The sequence below is a fragment of the Nitratifractor salsuginis DSM 16511 genome (genome assembly GCF_000186245.1).
GTDB lineage: Bacteria > Campylobacterota > Campylobacteria > Campylobacterales > Sulfurovaceae > Nitratifractor > Nitratifractor salsuginis.
Window position 1 is genome coordinate 1,906,762 of sequence record NC_014935.1, and the last position, 16,405, is coordinate 1,923,166.

Below are 16,405 nucleotides of genomic sequence, written 5' to 3' on the forward strand. Positions count from 1 at the left end.
ATAAGATTTTGTTACGACGATGTAACGGTAACGGCATATTATAGGCGCTCATAGCTATAAAAAAACTTAAACAGGAAGGATTTTATTCGGAGGGGATAATTAGATTATATTTTTAATTTATGTATAAGTTTTAGGAGGGAAGGGCCCTGTCACGCCTTCCCTTTGGCACTCTGGATCGAGTGGATGTAGCGATAATCGACGGGAATACTCTTCTCTTTCGGCAAATTCTTCGCCAAACGCTCTATGATCCCTTCAAAATCATCGAAGAGGTAATGAGCCATCGACCCCGGGATCGGATTGATCTCATTGAGATACACCTTCTCCTCCACAACGAAAAAGTCGCAGCGGATCAGGCTCCCGAGGAAAAGAGGATCGTAGATATTTTTGAAAGCCGTTTCCAGACGCTCCCTGAGCGGGGCGTCGATCACCGCCTCCTGCACCCGCGTATCCCGGGAGAAGTCCATGTACTTCTTGTCGAAATCGAGGAACTCCTCTTTCTGGGGTTCTTCGATCAGTGAGAGTTCCCAGGCGGAGGTTTTGCAGCCGGCGAGGTTGTACTCCCGGATTCCCTCCACAAAGGGCTCCACAATCACCAAATCATCGAATTCAAAAGCCACATCGAGAGCATAATCGAGCTGGGAAGCTTCGCGAACGATACTGACCCCGATGGAGCTGCCAAGGTGTACCGGCTTGACGATGACCGGATATTCAAGTCGGGAGAGCTTCCGGGGCCCTTCTTTTCGAAGCAGCTCATACTCCAAAACCGAAATTCCCAGTGCCTGGGCCAGGAGCTTGGTATTGAGCTTGCTGTAACTCATCACCGACGCTTCCAACCTCGGACCGATAAAAGGGATCCTGAAAAACTCCATCATTCCGGCGATCTTGCCGTCTTCACCGTCCCGACCGTGAATGAGATTGAGCAGGCAATCGAATTCAAGGGGCTTGCGGCCTCCCAACAATCCTCCTGCCATCGAAAAGCCTCCCCTTTCCAGGGAGAGCTTTTTGGCTTTTTTGTACTCACCGGAGCTAAACGTCTTGGATTTCATCTTTTCGGGTTCGATGAGATAGAACTCCCGGGCGCTGTCGACAAAAATAAAGAGCGGTTCATTTCGCTTCAAACTCTTTTTGAGGGTAATTGCGCTGACGATGCTGATCTCATGTTCATAACTGGAGCCGCCGAAGAGAATGGCGATTTTCATATCACGATACCTCTTTCATTCCACTGGGGATTTGATGGCACCATTTTAACATTATTGCTTTCGGAAAAGTGTCAGGAAACCGGATTAGAAGTAAAAAGAGGGCATCTCTATCCGGAAAAAGCGGATAGAAATCATAGAGACAAGGCTCTATTTTTTATTTTTGGGACTTTTCCTGGACTTTTTGCTTTGAGACGTCTTCAATCCCTTCTCATTCTTTTTGAGCTGAGACTCCTCCTTGGCGATCTTCTTTTTGAGGACGGCCGCTTTTTTGCTGTCCTTGGCTTTTTGAGCCTTTTTCAATGCCGCTTTGTCCTTTTTGAGCTGGACCTTTTCCTCTTCGACCTTGCTTTTCAATCTGTCGGAAGCAGCACTTTTCTTTTTGGTCGTGCCGGAGGATCGGGGAGAGCCTGTTTTTGAAGACTTTGTTTTCGAACGAGAGGCTGATGCAGTGCCAGGCGCCTTTGCTTTGACATTTTTGTAGACATTCTCGGCGATCTCGGGTCCGATCCCCTGGACTTTCATCAAATCCTCTCTATTGCGTATGGTATGGGTACGTCGACATTTCAGGATCGCCGCGGCTTTGACCGGGCCGATCCCCTTGATACTCATGAGCTCCTCTTTGGAAGCGGTTTGAGGATTGAGGGCGAAAGCGAACGCAAAGCAGAGTGACAAGAGCAAGAGAACTTTTTTCATACTGTTCCTTTGGTGTGAGATGCGGTAATTATAATGTAAAATAGATAATTTTATATAAAAATAGTTAGGTTCTGACTCTACAAAAGCCAATTGCTCATTTCAAAAGCTTCTTCGCTCAGGGGCATACTCTTCCAGCCTCCGCTCTCGAGATACATCACCCTTCCGCCGAAATATCCGACGGCATATTTTTCGAGATAGATGGGATAGTTCCTCTGACGCAGAGCCGAAAAAATCTCCGAAGGCTCAGCGGGATGCACACAGGCATCAAACTCCATCAAATGGATCTTTCGCAGAGTCTCCCGCAGGTTCTCGTCGCGGTAAAGTTTGGGGCTAAGCAGATACCAGGCAGGATAGGTGACGACAGGATCGTCGAGCAATTCGTGGAGATAAAGTCGGAGTTTTTTCATCTATTATTTGTGCTAAATGCTCTATATTTAAGAAAAAAGGTGTTGCGAAGCAACACATACGTCAATTCCTAATTCCTCACTCCTCATTCCTCATTTATTTTTCAGAGCATCTCATAGAACTCTTTGAAAATATAGGCACTTTCATGGGGGCCGGGGCTCGCTTCGGGGTGGTGTTGAACCGACATGACCGGCTCCTCTTTGTAGCGTACCCCTTCGATGGTATTGTCGAAGAGGTTAACATGGGTTACTTCCGCTACTTCTGTCAAACTTTCGGGGACATTGTAATTGTGGTTCTGAGCGGTGATCTCCACGGTGCCTTTTTCGACATTTTTGACCGGATGGTTTCCTCCGTGGTGTCCGAATTTGAGCTTGTAGGTATCGTAGCCATGGGCGATGGAGAGCATCTGATGCCCCAGGCAGATGCCGAACATGGGGATCCTGGCATCCAGGAGCTTTTGGGTGCGCTCTTTTTCATCGTGGAGGATCAGCGGATCGCCGGGGCCGTTGGAGAGGAAGACTCCATCAATCTCTCCCGCCTGGAAACGCTCGATGACCTGCTCGGCAGGCGTATCGTTGGGGATCACTTCTACCCGGATGCCGGCGTGAGTCAATTCATTGAGGATGTTGCGTTTGATCCCGAAGTCATAAGCGACGATCTTTTTGCTGGTCTGAGGTTTTTCATAGCGGAAGGTTTTGGCATCGTAGCGTCCCTCTTCATGCACATAGGGTTCGTCGGTGCTCACCTCTTCGATGTAGTTAATCTCTTCGATCCTCGGAGCGGCCTCCAGGCGCTTTTTGAGCTCCTCTTTGTCGTGGATTTCCGTCGAAGCGATCATCTCCATCGCCCCCTGATTGCGGATCATCCGGGTCAGATAGCGGGTATCGATATCGCAGATCCCCATCACACCGAAGCGTTTGAGCAAGGCATCGAGGGGCTCTTCGCTGCGGAAGTTGGAGGGGCGCTTCTGATACTGACGTACCAGGATCCCCTTGCAAAAGGCTCCACGGCTCTCCATATCCTGGGCATTGCACCCCACATTGCCGATCTCGGTCATGGTAAAGGTGACGAATTGACCGGCATAGCTGGGATCAGTCACGATCTCCTGGTAACCGGTCATCGAAGTGTTGAAGACGATCTCCCCTACCGCCGTCCCCTCGGCACCGAAACTGCGCGCCTCCAAAAAGAGCCCGTTCTCAAAATAGAGTGAAACCTTCTGCATTTTTACCTCATTCTCAATTCAAAGGCGTTGCAAGGCAACGCTTTCCTTAATTCCTCATTCCTCATTCCTAACTCCTCATTTGCTCTGATGCCTCCGGCATCACAACATACCCCGCCGTCTCAGCTCCTCCTGGTAGAGCCGCTCATAGAGGAGTTCGTAATCCTGGGAGCCGGGAATGACTTCACGCTCCATGTTCCGGATCTTGTTGTAGACGATGTCGTCGATCTCTTCATAGGCGTTGGCGAACTCTTTGAAGGCTTTGAAGATAACGTTTTTGACCTGGTTCTCATTGACATCATATTCGATGAGATAATTCTCATAGAGCTCATCGAGGATCTTGTGGGAGAGATCGTTGTAACGGTCGTCGTAGTTCATAATCACACCGTATTCGGGTGCCAGCTTCTTTTTGATCATAAAGAAGAGCTGTCGCTCATCGGCGTGCTGAAACTCGATCTCATCGTAGTTTTCGTCGATGATCTTGTGGACCTGCTCATCGAGTGCTTTTTCGATCTGCAGATTCGCGTCGATCAGCTCTTTGACCTTCTCCCGGACGGCATCCTTGCCTTTGAGAAGCTTGACGAAGGGGGCATTGGCCAGATCGATGGCTACCTTGCTCGCTACGTATCCGGTCTGTTGCGGTTTCAATCTCATACTCATCCTTTTGGCGGTCATACGCTCTAAAAATTATATCCAATCACGGTGAAGATCGGCGATCGATCTCCCGGCTGCCGACCTTTAGCGGACGATCGTATCCTCCCGCTCCGGAGAGGTGGAGATGATCCCGATGGGGCAGCCGATCATCTGCTCCAGCTCGGCGATGTAGCTCTGGGCATTTTCGGGCAGCTCCTCGAATCGGCGTGCGCCGCAGCTCTTTTCCCACCCCGGGAAGACCCGATAGACCGGCTCCGCATCCTCCAGATCGTAGGGGACATAGTCGATCTCTTCGCCGTGGACCCGGTACGCTACACAGACTTTGACCTCATCGAACCCGTCGAGGACATCCAGTTTCATCAATGCCACCTGGTCGGCTCCGTTGATCCGCACAGCGTGGCGCATGGCTACGGCGTCGAACCATCCGCAGCGGCGGGGGCGGCCGGTGGTAGTGCCGTATTCGTGGCCGTTGTCCCGCAGCCGCTGTCCCGCTTCACTGAAATCTTCGCTGGGGAAGGGGCCGTTACCCACCCGGGTGCAGTAGGCTTTGGCGATCCCGGTGACCCGGCCGATATCCTTGGGGCTGAGCCCCAGCCCGCTGCAGGCCCCGGCGCTGACAGTGGTGGAGCTGGTCACATAGGGGTAGGTACCGTGGTCGATATCGAGCATGGTCCCCTGGGCTCCCTCCAGCAGGACCTTCTTCTCCTCTTCCAGCGCTTTCCAGACCAGGAGCGTGGTATCGGTGATGTAGGGCTCCAGTGCTTCCCAGTAGGCGACGAGCTCATGGAAGAGTTCCTGCTCGTCGGGCACCGCCACACCCATGGCGTCAAAGACGGGACGGTTCATGGCGAAATAGGCCATGATCTTGTCGGTGAGCTTGCGGGGATCGTGAAGCTCGCCGACCCGATGACCTACCCGGGCGACCTTGTCGCCGTAGGCGGGGCCGATTCCCTTGCCGGTGGTACCGATGGCTTTGTCCCCTTTCATCCGCTCTCTGGCCTGATCGATGGCGGCATGGTAGGGCAGCAGCAGATGGGCTTTGTCGGAGATGTAGAGCCGCCCGGTCAAATCACCGAACTGCTCCATCTCTTTGATGAAATCCGCCGGAGAGAGGACCACTCCGTTGCCCACAATATTGACCGCCTCGGGGTTGAGGACTCCCGAAGGGATCAGGTGCAGGGCGTAGGTCTTCTCCCCTACCACGATGGTATGGCCGGCATTGTGGCCTCCGGCGAAGCGGCAGACGTAGTCGTGGGTCTGGGCCATATGATCGACGATCTTGCCCTTCCCTTCGTCCCCCCACTGGAGTCCGACAATGAGATCTGCTTGTGTACTCATAGTGTCCCTTTCGACATTTTTTCAGCGATGCAGGCATCGGTGTAGATCGCGAATCCGGCGGCGCGCACTTCGGCGATGCGGTAAGTCCCCCCTGTCGCGAAGAGGGTGTTGCCCTCATAGAGGCGGAAGACCAGCGAATCGTAGTAGCGCAGCTTGGCGTAGTAGAGGGGCGAAACGACGATGGGGGCATATTCCAGCCCCGCCACCGCTTCACGCATCTTCTCCAACTCCCGGGCCACCGCCTCGGGATAGGTAGAAAGGTCCGCCAGATCCTCGACGCGGTGGATGCGGATCAACGGCTCCAGCCAGCTGTGGCCCGCCTCGAGGATCCGCTCGATATGCATACTTTTGAGGGCATCGAGATCGACGCCATACTCCTCGCTGAGCATCTTCGGGATGGCGATGTTGGCGATCTGAAGCAGAGGACGGATCTCCAGTCTTCCCAATAATGCCGTGGCGTCGGCGACGATCTTGGGGAAATCCCCTTCCAGAAATTCGGCGCCGATCTGATACTGCTCCCGGGTGGGGAAGCGGTAGACCGGCTGGATATAGAACCACTGTTTGAAATCGGTGCTGCGCCCCAGCCGCCGGGTGGCGATGCGAACCACATCGGCGGTGGAATCGGCCCGGAGGCTCACTTCGTGGTTGTCGGTATCGTTGAGGCGGATCAGTGCCTTGGGATCATCGAAACTCTCGTGCTGATGGTAGGAAAAGAGCGGCGTCACCATCTCCCGGTAGCCCCGCTCCTCCAGAAACTCCGCGGCACTGTTCTCGATCCGGCGTTTGATCCGGGCGCTCTCGTCGAAATAGAGCCGGCTGCCGCTGGGAATTTCGTGTTCGAAGATCATTCTTCACCCTTCGCTTTGCTCAGCATTGTTTTGTAGTAGGTTTCGTTCCAGATCCGTGCGGCGGTGCCGTCGAAGGGGCGGCGGCCCATCTTCGCCAGGGCCAACTCCACGGCATTGACCACCCAGACCATCTCGTGGGGCTCGATGAGGCCCATCTGGTTGATGCGGAAGATCTTGCCTTTGAGATGATCCTGCCCTCCGGCGACATTGACACCGAAGTCACTCTTGAGCAGGGAGCGGATGGTGTTGGCGTCGGGATCGTCAATGGTCGTCATAGAGCGGGCGGGGGTCTTGGGATAGCTGTGCAGGCCCAGAGCCTCCAGGGCAAAACGGGTCGCCTTGGCCCGGCGGGCGGTGTCGCAATAGAGTTTCCCCAGGCCGCCCTGCTTTTCAATCTCTTCGAGGATCGCTTTGAGCCCGATGATCAGAGTCGTCGGCGCCGTGTAGGCGGTGGTGTTCTGGCGCTGCTTTTTGATCTCAGAGGCGAGATTGAAATAGTAACCCCGACCATTGCCGATCTTCTCTACTGCCACGTTGCTGAGCCCCAGGATCGCCAAACCGGGAGGGAGCATCAGCGCCTTTTGGCTGCCGGCGATGAGGGCGTCGATGTTGCTGGTATCGATCCGCTCGACCCCTACCGCGGTGATCCCGTCGGCGATTACCATCACTTCGGGGCGCTCCGCTTTGACCGCGGCGGCGATCTCTTCGACTGGATGGCGCAGCCCTCCCGCCGATTCGCTGATCTGGATCGCCAACGCGTCGATCTCACTGTCGCTGCGCAGGATCTCCATCACTTCCCCCACCGTAGCGGGGGTATCCCACTCGTGAACGATCTCGGTATGGGGCAGGCCGTGAGCCTGGGCAATGAGGCCGAAGCGCTGCCCGAACTTGCCGGCATTGACATTGAGGAGTTTACGGTGGCAGAGGTTGGTCACTGCCGCCTCCATCGCGCCGGTGCCACTGGAGGCCAGCATCACCACCTCATCGGTAACCATCAGCTCGAAGAGTTTGGTCCGGGCGACGGCGAAGATCGCTTCGAACTCGGGAGTACGATGGTGCAGGGTCGGCCCCGCCATCGCCAGGCGGACCGATTCGGGAACGGGCGTAGGCCCGGGGGTAAAGAGCAGCATAGAGAATCCTTCTGCAAAAAATATACGCCAAGCAATGCGGCATAAATCGTTGGATTATATCCAAAGGGGGGTTAAAGAAGTTGATGGAGGATTGAAAATGGAAGATTGAAGATGATTTTGGATTAGGGGATTTTGGATTTTGGATGAAGAATCAACTTTCTCAGCTCTCAACTCTCAACGCTCAACACTCCAAAATACTTTTTGAAAATTTTTCGGTCGATGCCGCCCAAGGGGAGTTCTTCAATCGATTTGGGGGTGAAAAATCCGATCGGCTTGTCATAATCTTTGGGAAGGACCGCAACCCGCCAAATCTCCGCTTCCAGTGCAAAATGACTGTAACGGGCGAGCTCCCGCCCCAGAAACTCTCCCGAGACTTCATCTTCGAATCGGGGAAAATGCCAGAGCCCTCCGTGAAAACGCTCCCGGCTTTGGCTCAGGGCCCAGGCTCCACCTCGTTCACAAAGAAGGATTTTGGCCCGACGCACAGGCGTTTTGGAAGCCTTTTTCGCTTCGGGGTAGCGCTCGGGGGCTTGCCTGCCCCGGCACCCCTCCCGAAGGGGACAGAGATCGCATCGGGGATCTTTGGGAGTGCAGATCATCGCTCCCAGATCCATCATCGCCTGGTTGTAATCGTAGGGGCGTTTGGCGTCAAAGAGTCGCTCGGCCATTCGCCAAAGCTCCCGCTCCGTGGCCTTCCGGCGCCGGAAAAAGCGGTAGAGGATGCGGCGGACATTGGCATCGAGGATCGGGGCCGCCTCATCAAAGGCGAAACAGGCGATCGCCCGGGCCGTGGAGCGGCCGATCCCGGGCAGACGCTCCAACTCCTGTGAAGTGGAGGGGAGCACGCCGTTGCATAGACGGGCAGTGCGGTGCAGATGGCGCGCCCGGCTGTAGTAGCCCAGCCCTTCCCACGCTTTGAGCACCTCCTCTTCGGAAGCCTCAGCCACCACCGCCAGAGTCGGGAAACGTTCCAAAAAAGGGAAATAGAATCGCTCCAGTACCGTCGACACCTGGGTCTGCTGGAGCATAATTTCACTCAAATAGATCCGATAAGGGTCGCGGGTTTGGCGCCAGGGGAGATCGTGGCGGCCATGCTCCCGGTACCAAAGATTCAGGCGCTCGTGAAGCTCTTTATATCGTGAACCCATCCGCTCGTCTTCGGAACGTTTCAACCCTCTATCAGGGCAATTTTCTGACCGATCTCCAGATAGCGTCGATAGTAGGCTTCGACGAACTTTCGCACTTCGGGTGTGACCGGCAGGAAATGGCCGTCGACCTTTTGGGCGTAACATCCCAGGTAATCCGCGGCATCCTCTTTGCGGACGTAGTGGGTGGCGAGATCCCGGTACGCCTGCCGATACCCTTCTTTCATCCGGTCATAGGCAGCCGGATCGATATGGACCCGGACCCCTTCGAAATCGATAGCACGGCTCCGATAGAGGATCTCCAGATGGATCAGCCCTTCACAGTAGTAGGGGAGCACCTCCCCCACTTCCCGCCACGCCATCAATCCGACCGCCCGGCTGACGAGGTCCTCCATCACCTCCTCTTTAAGCGAAGCCTCTTCGTAATCGAAAAAGGCCATCAAGCCGCCCGTCGTCGCTTTGAACTCTTCGATGTTCTTGAATTGCCCGCTTCGGTTCATCGCCACTTCGGTATCGCTGTCGATCCAGAGGATATGCCCGTATTCGTGGCCGATGGTAGCGATCTCGTAAAGGCGCATCCAACGCTCGGGCTGCTCCAGCAGGACTCGGCGCTTGCGCACCAGCTCCTCCCCGAGGCTCTCCAGGCTCAGCTGCATGACCGGCTTGTCCTTTTGGGACTGCCGCACATAATCGGCATAGGCAAAGATCTTTTTGCCCAGTTCGCTGGAGACCTTTTCATCGTTGGGGACTACCTGGGCGGAGAAGAGGCCGTTGAACTCCGCACCGTAATAGAGCATCGGCCGGCCGATGTAGAGTTGGGTCTTTTCGATCTGATCGACGTTTTTGGCGAAGATCCTCTGCGCTTCCAGGCCCAGCTCCACCGCCATATGCGCTCCGAAGGCCCGGATCTGCTCCGGAACTTTGACGGCGGTCTGCAGCCGGGGGTTGATCACCCGCAGGTCCCACTCCAGAGCCACCGCTTTGCGGTAGTGATCTTCGTAATACTCCAGGGGATGCCCTACCTGGATCGGGGTCGTCACCCCCATCCACGCCCGGTCCACCTCGGCCCAGTAGGCCACCAGCTCATCTGGATCGGTATGGGCAAAAGCCCGCTTCAGCGCCCGGAAATACTCCAGCCAGGGTTCTTTTTGACCGTAGATCTTATCCTCCAGACCCTCCAGCGTCTCCAGGAGCATCGTGAGCGCCTGAGTCACTTCACGGACCTCTTCGGCAAAGGCTTCGGCATAACTCACCCGCCGATACCCCCCGCTGTCGGGCACCAGCACCGAATAGCAGCGATCGGCCTCCTCCCCTTCGTGGCGATCCAGAAGCTTCTGCTCCCGAAGCGTTTCGAAGATCTTCTCTTCATCGCCGTTGAAAAGCTCCAGTAATTCCCGATTGATCCCATGGATGATGTGAGAAGTCCAGCCGTTCTGCCAACGGGTCACCGCCAGGCCCACGGCGTGGACCCCTGAAATGAGTGAACGGTAGAAGGGGGTCAAAAGCCCCTGCTCCTCGATCCAGACGATCAGGGATTCGAAACGCTCCAGATGGAAGTCGGCGACGAAAAAGTAGGCTTTTTCCTTTGCCGCGATGATCTCCTCGGCAGAAAAACCCTCCTGCTTCATCACCTGCTCCAGGGCATCCTCCCTGAGGTTCACCAGCCGTGTCAGAGCCGCCATCTCCGTTTCGGGGTTCTTGGGCAGGCCCAGCTGTTCCAGCATACGTTCCACCGTCTGTGTCGCCTCGGGATTCTCTTTGCCGTGGAGGATCTCCATATAGGCTCCCAGCTCCTCCTGACGACGCTGGAGCTCATCGTAGAGCGCCTGAAGGTCTCTCATAAAGGACTCTCTCATCATTCTCCTCCTCTGCGTTGAAGTAGCTCCAGAACGGGGCGGGCCAGCGTGATCGCCTTGGCGCGGTGGGAGATCCCCGCCTTGACCGACTCATCCAGCTCCCCCAGGGTCCGGTCGTACCCTTCGGGGATGAAGATGGGATCGTAACCGAAGCCTTTGTCCCCCCGGGCTTCGTCGATCACCTTACCGTGCATCCAGCCGTGGACCACATATTCCCCCAGCGCTCCGACGATGGCGAGCGCTGCCGTGTAATAGGCGGGAGTTTGCTGTATCCCTCTCTCTTTGAGTACCTCGATGAGCTTTTGGAGGTTTTCCCGGTCCGTGGCCCCTTCTCCGGCGTATCGGGCGGAGTAGATCCCCGGTGCGCCTCCCAATACAGGGACGGAGATCCCGCTGTCATCGCTGATGACCAGATAGTCCGGCCCCAGGAGATCATAGATCGCTTTCGCTTTGATCAACGCGTTTCCGGCAAAGGTGTCGGCATCCTCCACGATCTCGGGCACCGAATCGAGCACCTCATCCATCCCCAGGATCTCTTTTCCGAACGCTTCGCGAAATTCACGCAATTTTCCCCGATTTCCTGTCGCAAGCACCCACTGCATTCATTAACCTTCTTTAATCATCTTGGGACTATAATTCCGGCATCTCTGACGAACATATCTCATCGATAGAGAATATCTTCACCATAAATTCCTCTTATGCCCAAATTTTGGGTATGACGAGATTATACCCTATAAAGGATCTGACCCTATGAAACCGATCATTGCCAAAACCTGGCATTTGAGCCTGATTATCGGCCTGCGTTTTCTCGGCCTCTTCGTCGTCATCTCGGTCCTCTCGGCCTACGCCAAGGACCTCCCCGGTGCCACCCCGACCCTCGTGGGTCTGGCCGTCGGAGGTTACGCCTTCACCCAGGCGGCCTTCCAGGTCCCTTTCGGGAGCCTGAGTGACAAAATCGGCCGTAAGAAAGCGATCCTCATCGGTCTGCTCATCTTCGCCGCCGGTTCGGTCATCGCCGGAATGGCCCACGATATCTATACGCTGCTTACCGGACGCTTCCTCCAGGGAGCCGGGGCCATCGGAGCGGTCATCATCGCCATGATCAGCGATCATGTCCGCGAAGAAGAGCGCGCCCACGCTATGGCGGTCATGGGGATGGTCATCGCCCTCGCCTTCACCGCCGCGATGATCATCGGGCCCATCATCGGAGGACTTCCCGACGGCGTCCCCCTGCTCTTCTATCTGACCGCCGCGATGGCGCTGCTTTCGATCGTCCTGCTCTTTACCGTGGTCCCCGAACCTCCCAAGATCACTCATACCTTCGCCGAAGAGGAGGCCAAGGTCGTCCACGTCTTCAAGGATAAAGACCTGGTACGGATGTATGTGACCTTCCTCTTCCACTCTTCGACGATGGCGATCGCCTTTTTCCTCATTCCCCTGGAATTGAAAAATACCTTCCATCTTCCCCTCTCCGAATTTTGGAAAGTCTATCTCCCCGCGGTAATCTTCGGAATCCTGGCGATGGGGCCCTCGGCGGTCTTTGGTGAAAAGTACAACAAAGGTAAAGAGGTCTTCCTCATCTCCATCGCCTTCATCGCCCTCGCCTTTGTCCTGATGGGCTTCGCCCCCTCGCTTTGGCTCTTCGGCGTAGGGGTCACCCTCTTCTTCATCGGTTTCAATATGTTCGAACCCCTGCTCCAGAGCTTCGTGAGCAAATTCGCCAAAGCCCACCAGAAAGGGGCCGCTCTGGGCGTCGCCAATACCTTCGCCTATGTCGGAATGGGGATCGGCGCCACCCTGGCCGGATGGATCTTCGCCCACTGGAGTGTCAAAGGGGTAGCCATCACCGTCCTGATCGTTTCGGTCTTCTGGGCACTCTGGATCGCAGGAATGCGCAATCCGGGCCTGCGAGGAACCCTCTACCTCGATACCGAGCATTACGACCGGAACAAATTGCCCGAGCTGAAAAAAGAGGCGGGGATCAATGATGTCTACGTCAATGAGACCGAGGGGGTGATGGTGATCAAATACGATAAAGAGCTGCTGGATGAAGACGAAATCAGGGGAAAAATGCTCAAGCGGTAGATCGAAGCCTTCGGCTATCGGTTGCAAGTCGCAAGCACGGGGCATTGCCCCTCACGTCGCAAGATTTTTTTGTGCTAAACGTTATGGGCAAGTACTAAAAGAATCGATGAGTGTTGAGCACTGAGCCTTCAAAGATTTTATTGCTCGGTTACTCGGTTGCTCATTACTCATTATTCTCAATTCTGTTTACGCCTCTCCCATTTTTTCGATCGTGACGCTTTTGTTCTCCACACCCATCAATGCCGCGGCACGGGCTTTGATGTTTTTGATGGTGAAACCGAACTTTTTGAAGAGATCTCCTGCCGGTGCCGAAGCCCCGAAGGTCTCCATACCCAGCACGTCGTCGGCATATTTGTAATACTCGATCCCCCGGGCCGCTTCGACGGCTAATACCTTGGTATTGGGGTCGATCACCGCTTTTTTGTACTCTTCATCCTGCTCATCGAAAAGGTCGAAGCAGGGGACGGAGACGATGTTGGCATTGATCCCCATCCGCTCCAGGAAGCATCCCGCCTGAAGGGAGGGCATCAGCTCTGACCCGCTGGCCATAATGGTCAAAACCGCATCCTTGCGTTTCTTGACGATATAGGCGCCGCGACTGACATCGCCGAAGTCCTTTTCGGGTTTGAGGGTCTTGAGCTTCTGGCGGCTGAGGACGAAGGCCTGGGGCTTTTGCATCCGGATCGCCACCTTCCACGCTTCCACATTCTCCGTCGCATCGGCGGGGCGCCAGACATAGAAATCAGGCAGAGCACGGAATTGGCTCAGATGCTCGATGGGCTGGTGGGTCGGGCCATCCTCACCCACTCCGATACTGTCGTGGGTCCAGATGAAGTGGTTGGGAATCCCCGAAAGTGCCGCGATGCGGACCGCCGGCTTCTGATAGTCGCTGAAGACGAAGAAGGTGGCGTTGAAGGGGATGACCGTGCCGTAGAGCGCCATCGCGTTGGTGATGGCTCCCATCGCATGTTCCCGAATACCGAAATGGAGGTTTTTCCCTTCGGGGAAGTCACCCATATCCTTGAGGTAGGTTTTGTTGGAGGGGGCCAGGTCGGCGCTACCGCCCACAAAGCCGGGGACGGCCCGGGCGATGGCATTGAGGATCTGTCCATTGCTGTCGCGGGTGGCCATCTCTTTGGTGTCGCTGAAATCGGGCCAGGCGATGGCGTCAAAATCAGGATTGAGCAGGCGCTCAAGGGCTTCGTTCTGCTCGGCGTAAGGGGCCTGCTTGAGCAGGTGGCGCCACTCTTTTTCGTAGAGTTCGCCCTGCTCTACCGCACAGCGGAAGCGAATCAGCACATCTTCGGGCACATAGAAGCTCTCGTCGGGCGGGAAGCCCGCTTTCTCTTTGGAGACTTTGATGACCTCTTCGCCCAGAGGGGCGCCGTGGACTTCGTGGTTGCCCTCCAGGCCGACCGCCTTGCGCCCGATGATGGTGTTGGCCACGATGATGGTGGGACGGTCGGAAGCCTTGGCCTCCGTCAGGGCCGCATCGATCTCATCATAGCAGTGACCGTTGATCTTGAGGACTTTCCAATTCTGGGCTTCGAAACGCTTTTCAACATCCTCGTTCCAGGCGATGGAGGTCTCCCCCTCTATCGTGATGTGATTGCTGTCGTAGATGAGGATGAGGTCTTTGAGGGCGAAGCGCCCGGCCAGGGCGCAGGCTTCGTAGCTGATCCCCTCTTCCAGGTCGCCATCCCCGCAAAAGCAGTAGACCTTATGGTCGATGAGTTTGCAAGTGGGAGAGTTGACCTTGCTGGCGGTAAACTCTTTGGCCATCGCGAAGCCCACGGCGTTGGCTACGCCCTGTCCCAAGGGGCCGGTAGTGATCTCCACGCCGGGGGTGTGGCCGTACTCGGGGTGACCGGGGGTTTTGGAACCCAGCTGGCGGAAGTTCTTCAGGTCCTCCATGCTCAGGTCATAGCCCCAGAGATAGAGGAGGCTGTAGATCAGACCCGTAGCATGACCGCCGGAGAAAACTACACGGTCCCGGTTGAGCCATTGGGGATTTTTGGGATTGTGGCGCAGGTGTTCACTCAGCACCACCGCGATATCCGCCAAACCCATGGGAGCACCCGGGTGGCCGCTGTTGGCTTTTTGAATCATATCCGCCGCGAGAAACCGGATGGTATCCGCCATCTTTTTACGCATTTCGTTTGACATTTTTTTATCCTTCATCCTAGTGGTGTTTATTTTTCCGTCTCAGAGTCTTCAGACTTGCTTTTAAGCGCATGCCGAAAGAGGTACTGCTCCATCAGCGGTGAGAGGGCCTCTTTCAATGGAGCGTCGAAAAGCTCGAAACGTTCCCGAAGCCCCTCGGCCAGTCCGTCGGCATAGGCCATCGCCCCTTCCAGGCCCAGAAGGGTGACGAAACTGTTCTTCTCACTGTCATGGCCGGTGGGCTTGCCCGCCTCTTCGGCACTCTGGGTCGCATCCAGAATATCATCCTGGACCTGAAAGAGCAGCCCCAGATCGATCCCGAAGCGGTAGAGCGCCCGGCGTGTCTCTTTGGGCAGGTCCACGATCACCGCCCCCATCTCGAGCGCCGCGGCGATCAGTTTGGCGGTCTTGTTGGTATGCAGTTCCACCACCTGTTCCAGGCTCAGAGGGCTTTTCTCAAATTCCAAGTCGATCGCCTGTCCCAGGACCATTCCGCCGCTGCCGCCGTTTTCCGCCAGGATCCGCACCAGCTCGATCCGCACATCCGCCCGAAAAGCGCTACGGGAGAGCATCTCGAAAGCATGGGTATTGAGGGCATCCCCCGCTAGGATCGCCAACGCTTCATCGAAACGCGTATGCAGGGTCGGTTCTCCCCGGCGCAGATCGGCATCATCCATCGCCGGCAGGTCATCGTGAATCAGGGAATAGGTATGAAAGATCTCCAAGGCCAATGCCGGCGTCATCGCCGACTCGACAAGAAGGGGCGCATAGGCTTCCACGATCCCCAGAAGCAGACGGGGGCGGAACCGCTTGCCCCCGGCCAGGACCATCGCCCTCAGCGCTTCGTTGTAATCGGGATGAAAGGTATCGACAACGGGGAGGTTTTGTGTCAGGAAGTTTTCGAAATCCTGCATGGTTTCCTTTCCGGAAAAGTGGAGCAATTATAGCAAAATAGGCTAAAATGGTCTCGTGAAGCGGGACGAGAAAAGCAGATCCTGAGACTATCGCCGAATCAAGAGGAACAGGTCGCGCCTGAAGTCTCTTTCCGACTCATTTCCATCGTGGAGACCCTCCCCGTGGGAGATCAGGAAACGAGCTAAGATCGAACACCCTTTCTCTTTTGCAGCTGCTCAACCCCTTCATGAATCTCCGTCAAAATCTCGTCCATACTTTTCCCCTCCACGTTGACAATCAGGTCAGCTACTTTCCTGTAAGCCTTTTCCCGTTTTTCGTAGAGCTTTTTGGCTTTTTTCGGTTCGGAGAATAGGGGGCGCTTCGCCAGCTTCTTTTTGGCGTTTTTGGCACTGCTGAGCCGATGGTAGATCCAATCGTAGGAAGCATCCAGCAGCACGACCGTCCCCAGTTTTTTGAGGTTGTCCACCTGGTAGAAACCTCCGCCGCAGCTGATCAGGGTCCCATCGACACAACATTCGATCCAGTCGGCGGTCTCCTGCTCCAGCCGCCGGAAATAGGCTTCCCCCTTCTTTTTGAAGATCCGGGGAATACTCCGGTTCTCCTTCGATTCGATCAGATCATCGGTATCGATATTGTAGATGCCGTATTTTTTGGCATAGGCCCGGGCGGTGGTTCCCTTTCCTACCCCCATAAAACCGATCAGGATAATATTCTTTTTCACCGTTTCCATCCGTTTTGACAAGTAGTGTTCGATC

15 protein-coding genes are annotated in these 16,405 nt (G+C 55.6%); 1 reads left to right on the plus strand and 14 read right to left on the minus strand.

Going from position 1 to position 16,405, the window contains the following annotated elements; genetic code table 11:
* Nucleotides 1–149 precede the first annotated feature (149 nt).
* The 11 genes from NITSA_RS09755 to rdgB form a co-directional block, all read right to left on the minus strand.
* Nucleotides 150–1,199 (minus strand): D-alanine--D-alanine ligase, encoded by a 1,050-nt coding sequence (locus tag NITSA_RS09755; protein ID WP_013554868.1) that lies wholly within the window; start codon nt 1,197–1,199, stop codon nt 150–152.
* Nucleotides 1,200–1,346: 147 nt separating this feature from the next.
* Nucleotides 1,347–1,892, minus strand: a complete 546-nt coding sequence (locus NITSA_RS10975) for a ComEA family DNA-binding protein (protein ID WP_013554869.1) — start codon at nt 1,890–1,892, stop codon at nt 1,347–1,349.
* A gap of 77 nt (nt 1,893–1,969) precedes the next feature.
* The gene (locus NITSA_RS09765; protein ID WP_013554870.1) at nt 1,970–2,299 is read right to left on the minus strand and encodes a hypothetical protein; all 330 of its coding nucleotides are present in this window, start codon (nt 2,297–2,299) and stop codon (nt 1,970–1,972) included.
* A gap of 101 nt (nt 2,300–2,400) precedes the next feature.
* Nucleotides 2,401–3,519: a glutamine-hydrolyzing carbamoyl-phosphate synthase small subunit gene (carA, locus tag NITSA_RS09770; RefSeq protein ID WP_013554871.1), complete on the minus strand. Its 1,119-nt coding sequence runs from the start codon at nt 3,517–3,519 to the stop codon at nt 2,401–2,403.
* 99 nt (nt 3,520–3,618) lie between these two features.
* Nucleotides 3,619–4,170, minus strand: a complete 552-nt coding sequence (locus NITSA_RS09775) for a DUF507 family protein (RefSeq protein ID WP_013554872.1) — start codon at nt 4,168–4,170, stop codon at nt 3,619–3,621.
* An 84-nt stretch (nt 4,171–4,254) separates the two neighbouring features.
* Nucleotides 4,255–5,508, minus strand: a complete 1,254-nt coding sequence (locus NITSA_RS09780) for an adenylosuccinate synthase (protein WP_013554873.1) — start codon at nt 5,506–5,508, stop codon at nt 4,255–4,257.
* Nucleotides 5,505–6,356, minus strand: coding sequence for an ATP phosphoribosyltransferase regulatory subunit (locus NITSA_RS09785; protein WP_013554874.1), 852 nt, complete (start codon nt 6,354–6,356; stop codon nt 5,505–5,507). Before NITSA_RS09785 ends, NITSA_RS09780 begins: the two co-directional genes overlap by 4 nt.
* The gene (locus tag NITSA_RS09790; RefSeq protein WP_013554875.1) at nt 6,353–7,486 is read right to left on the minus strand and encodes a pyridoxal-phosphate-dependent aminotransferase family protein; all 1,134 of its coding nucleotides are present in this window, start codon (nt 7,484–7,486) and stop codon (nt 6,353–6,355) included. Before NITSA_RS09790 ends, NITSA_RS09785 begins: the two co-directional genes overlap by 4 nt.
* Before the next feature lie 167 nt (nt 7,487–7,653).
* Nucleotides 7,654–8,658, minus strand: a complete 1,005-nt coding sequence (gene mutY, locus NITSA_RS09795) for an A/G-specific adenine glycosylase (RefSeq protein WP_013554876.1) — start codon at nt 8,656–8,658, stop codon at nt 7,654–7,656.
* Nucleotides 8,655–10,490, minus strand: coding sequence for an invasion protein CiaB (gene ciaB / locus NITSA_RS09800; RefSeq protein ID WP_042203969.1), 1,836 nt, complete (start codon nt 10,488–10,490; stop codon nt 8,655–8,657). The genes mutY and ciaB overlap by 4 nt, the downstream gene beginning before the upstream one ends.
* Entirely contained in the window at nt 10,487–11,089 is a 603-nt protein-coding gene (gene rdgB / locus NITSA_RS09805; protein WP_013554878.1) for an RdgB/HAM1 family non-canonical purine NTP pyrophosphatase, read from the minus strand. The genes ciaB and rdgB overlap by 4 nt, the downstream gene beginning before the upstream one ends.
* A 148-nt stretch (nt 11,090–11,237) precedes the next feature.
* On the opposite strand from rdgB, the gene NITSA_RS09810 reads away from it, so the two are divergent.
* Nucleotides 11,238–12,572 (plus strand): MFS transporter, encoded by a 1,335-nt coding sequence (locus NITSA_RS09810; protein ID WP_013554879.1) that lies wholly within the window; start codon nt 11,238–11,240, stop codon nt 12,570–12,572.
* 186 nt (nt 12,573–12,758) lie between these two features.
* On the opposite strand, the gene tkt is transcribed toward NITSA_RS09810, so the two are convergent.
* The 3 genes from tkt to NITSA_RS09825 form a co-directional block, all read right to left on the minus strand.
* Nucleotides 12,759–14,738: a transketolase gene (gene tkt / locus NITSA_RS09815; protein ID WP_013554880.1), complete on the minus strand. Its 1,980-nt coding sequence runs from the start codon at nt 14,736–14,738 to the stop codon at nt 12,759–12,761.
* 26 nt (nt 14,739–14,764) lie between these two features.
* Nucleotides 14,765–15,649, minus strand: a complete 885-nt coding sequence (locus NITSA_RS09820; RefSeq protein ID WP_013554881.1) for a polyprenyl synthetase family protein — start codon at nt 15,647–15,649, stop codon at nt 14,765–14,767.
* Nucleotides 15,650–15,831: 182 nt separating this feature from the next.
* Nucleotides 15,832–16,380, minus strand: coding sequence for a shikimate kinase (locus tag NITSA_RS09825; protein ID WP_042204440.1), 549 nt, complete (start codon nt 16,378–16,380; stop codon nt 15,832–15,834).
* Nucleotides 16,381–16,405: the final 25 nt, after the last annotated feature.

Excerpts from the sequence above, each read along its gene's own strand:
- tkt (WP_013554880.1), bottom strand. The coding sequence starts at position 14,738 with ATGTCAAACGAAATGCGTAAAAAGATGGCGGATACCATCCGGTTTCTC.
- carA (WP_013554871.1), bottom strand. The coding sequence starts at position 3,519 with ATGCAGAAGGTTTCACTCTATTTTGAGAACGGGCTCTTTTTGGAGGCG.
- NITSA_RS09775 (WP_013554872.1), bottom strand. The coding sequence starts at position 4,170 with ATGAGATTGAAACCGCAACAGACCGGATACGTAGCGAGCAAGGTAGCC.
- NITSA_RS09785 (WP_013554874.1), bottom strand. The coding sequence starts at position 6,356 with ATGATCTTCGAACACGAAATTCCCAGCGGCAGCCGGCTCTATTTCGAC.
- NITSA_RS09790 (WP_013554875.1), bottom strand. The coding sequence starts at position 7,486 with ATGCTGCTCTTTACCCCCGGGCCTACGCCCGTTCCCGAATCGGTCCGC.
- NITSA_RS09825 (WP_042204440.1), bottom strand. The coding sequence starts at position 16,380 with ATGGAAACGGTGAAAAAGAATATTATCCTGATCGGTTTTATGGGGGTA.
- NITSA_RS10975 (WP_013554869.1), bottom strand. The coding sequence starts at position 1,892 with ATGAAAAAAGTTCTCTTGCTCTTGTCACTCTGCTTTGCGTTCGCTTTC.
- NITSA_RS09820 (WP_013554881.1), bottom strand. The coding sequence starts at position 15,649 with ATGCAGGATTTCGAAAACTTCCTGACACAAAACCTCCCCGTTGTCGAT.
- NITSA_RS09810 (WP_013554879.1), top strand. The coding sequence starts at position 11,238 with ATGAAACCGATCATTGCCAAAACCTGGCATTTGAGCCTGATTATCGGC.
- NITSA_RS09765 (WP_013554870.1), bottom strand. The coding sequence starts at position 2,299 with ATGAAAAAACTCCGACTTTATCTCCACGAATTGCTCGACGATCCTGTC.
- ciaB (WP_042203969.1), bottom strand. The coding sequence starts at position 10,490 with ATGATGAGAGAGTCCTTTATGAGAGACCTTCAGGCGCTCTACGATGAG.
- rdgB (WP_013554878.1), bottom strand. The coding sequence starts at position 11,089 with ATGCAGTGGGTGCTTGCGACAGGAAATCGGGGAAAATTGCGTGAATTT.
- NITSA_RS09755 (WP_013554868.1), bottom strand. The coding sequence starts at position 1,199 with ATGAAAATCGCCATTCTCTTCGGCGGCTCCAGTTATGAACATGAGATC.
- NITSA_RS09780 (WP_013554873.1), bottom strand. The coding sequence starts at position 5,508 with ATGAGTACACAAGCAGATCTCATTGTCGGACTCCAGTGGGGGGACGAA.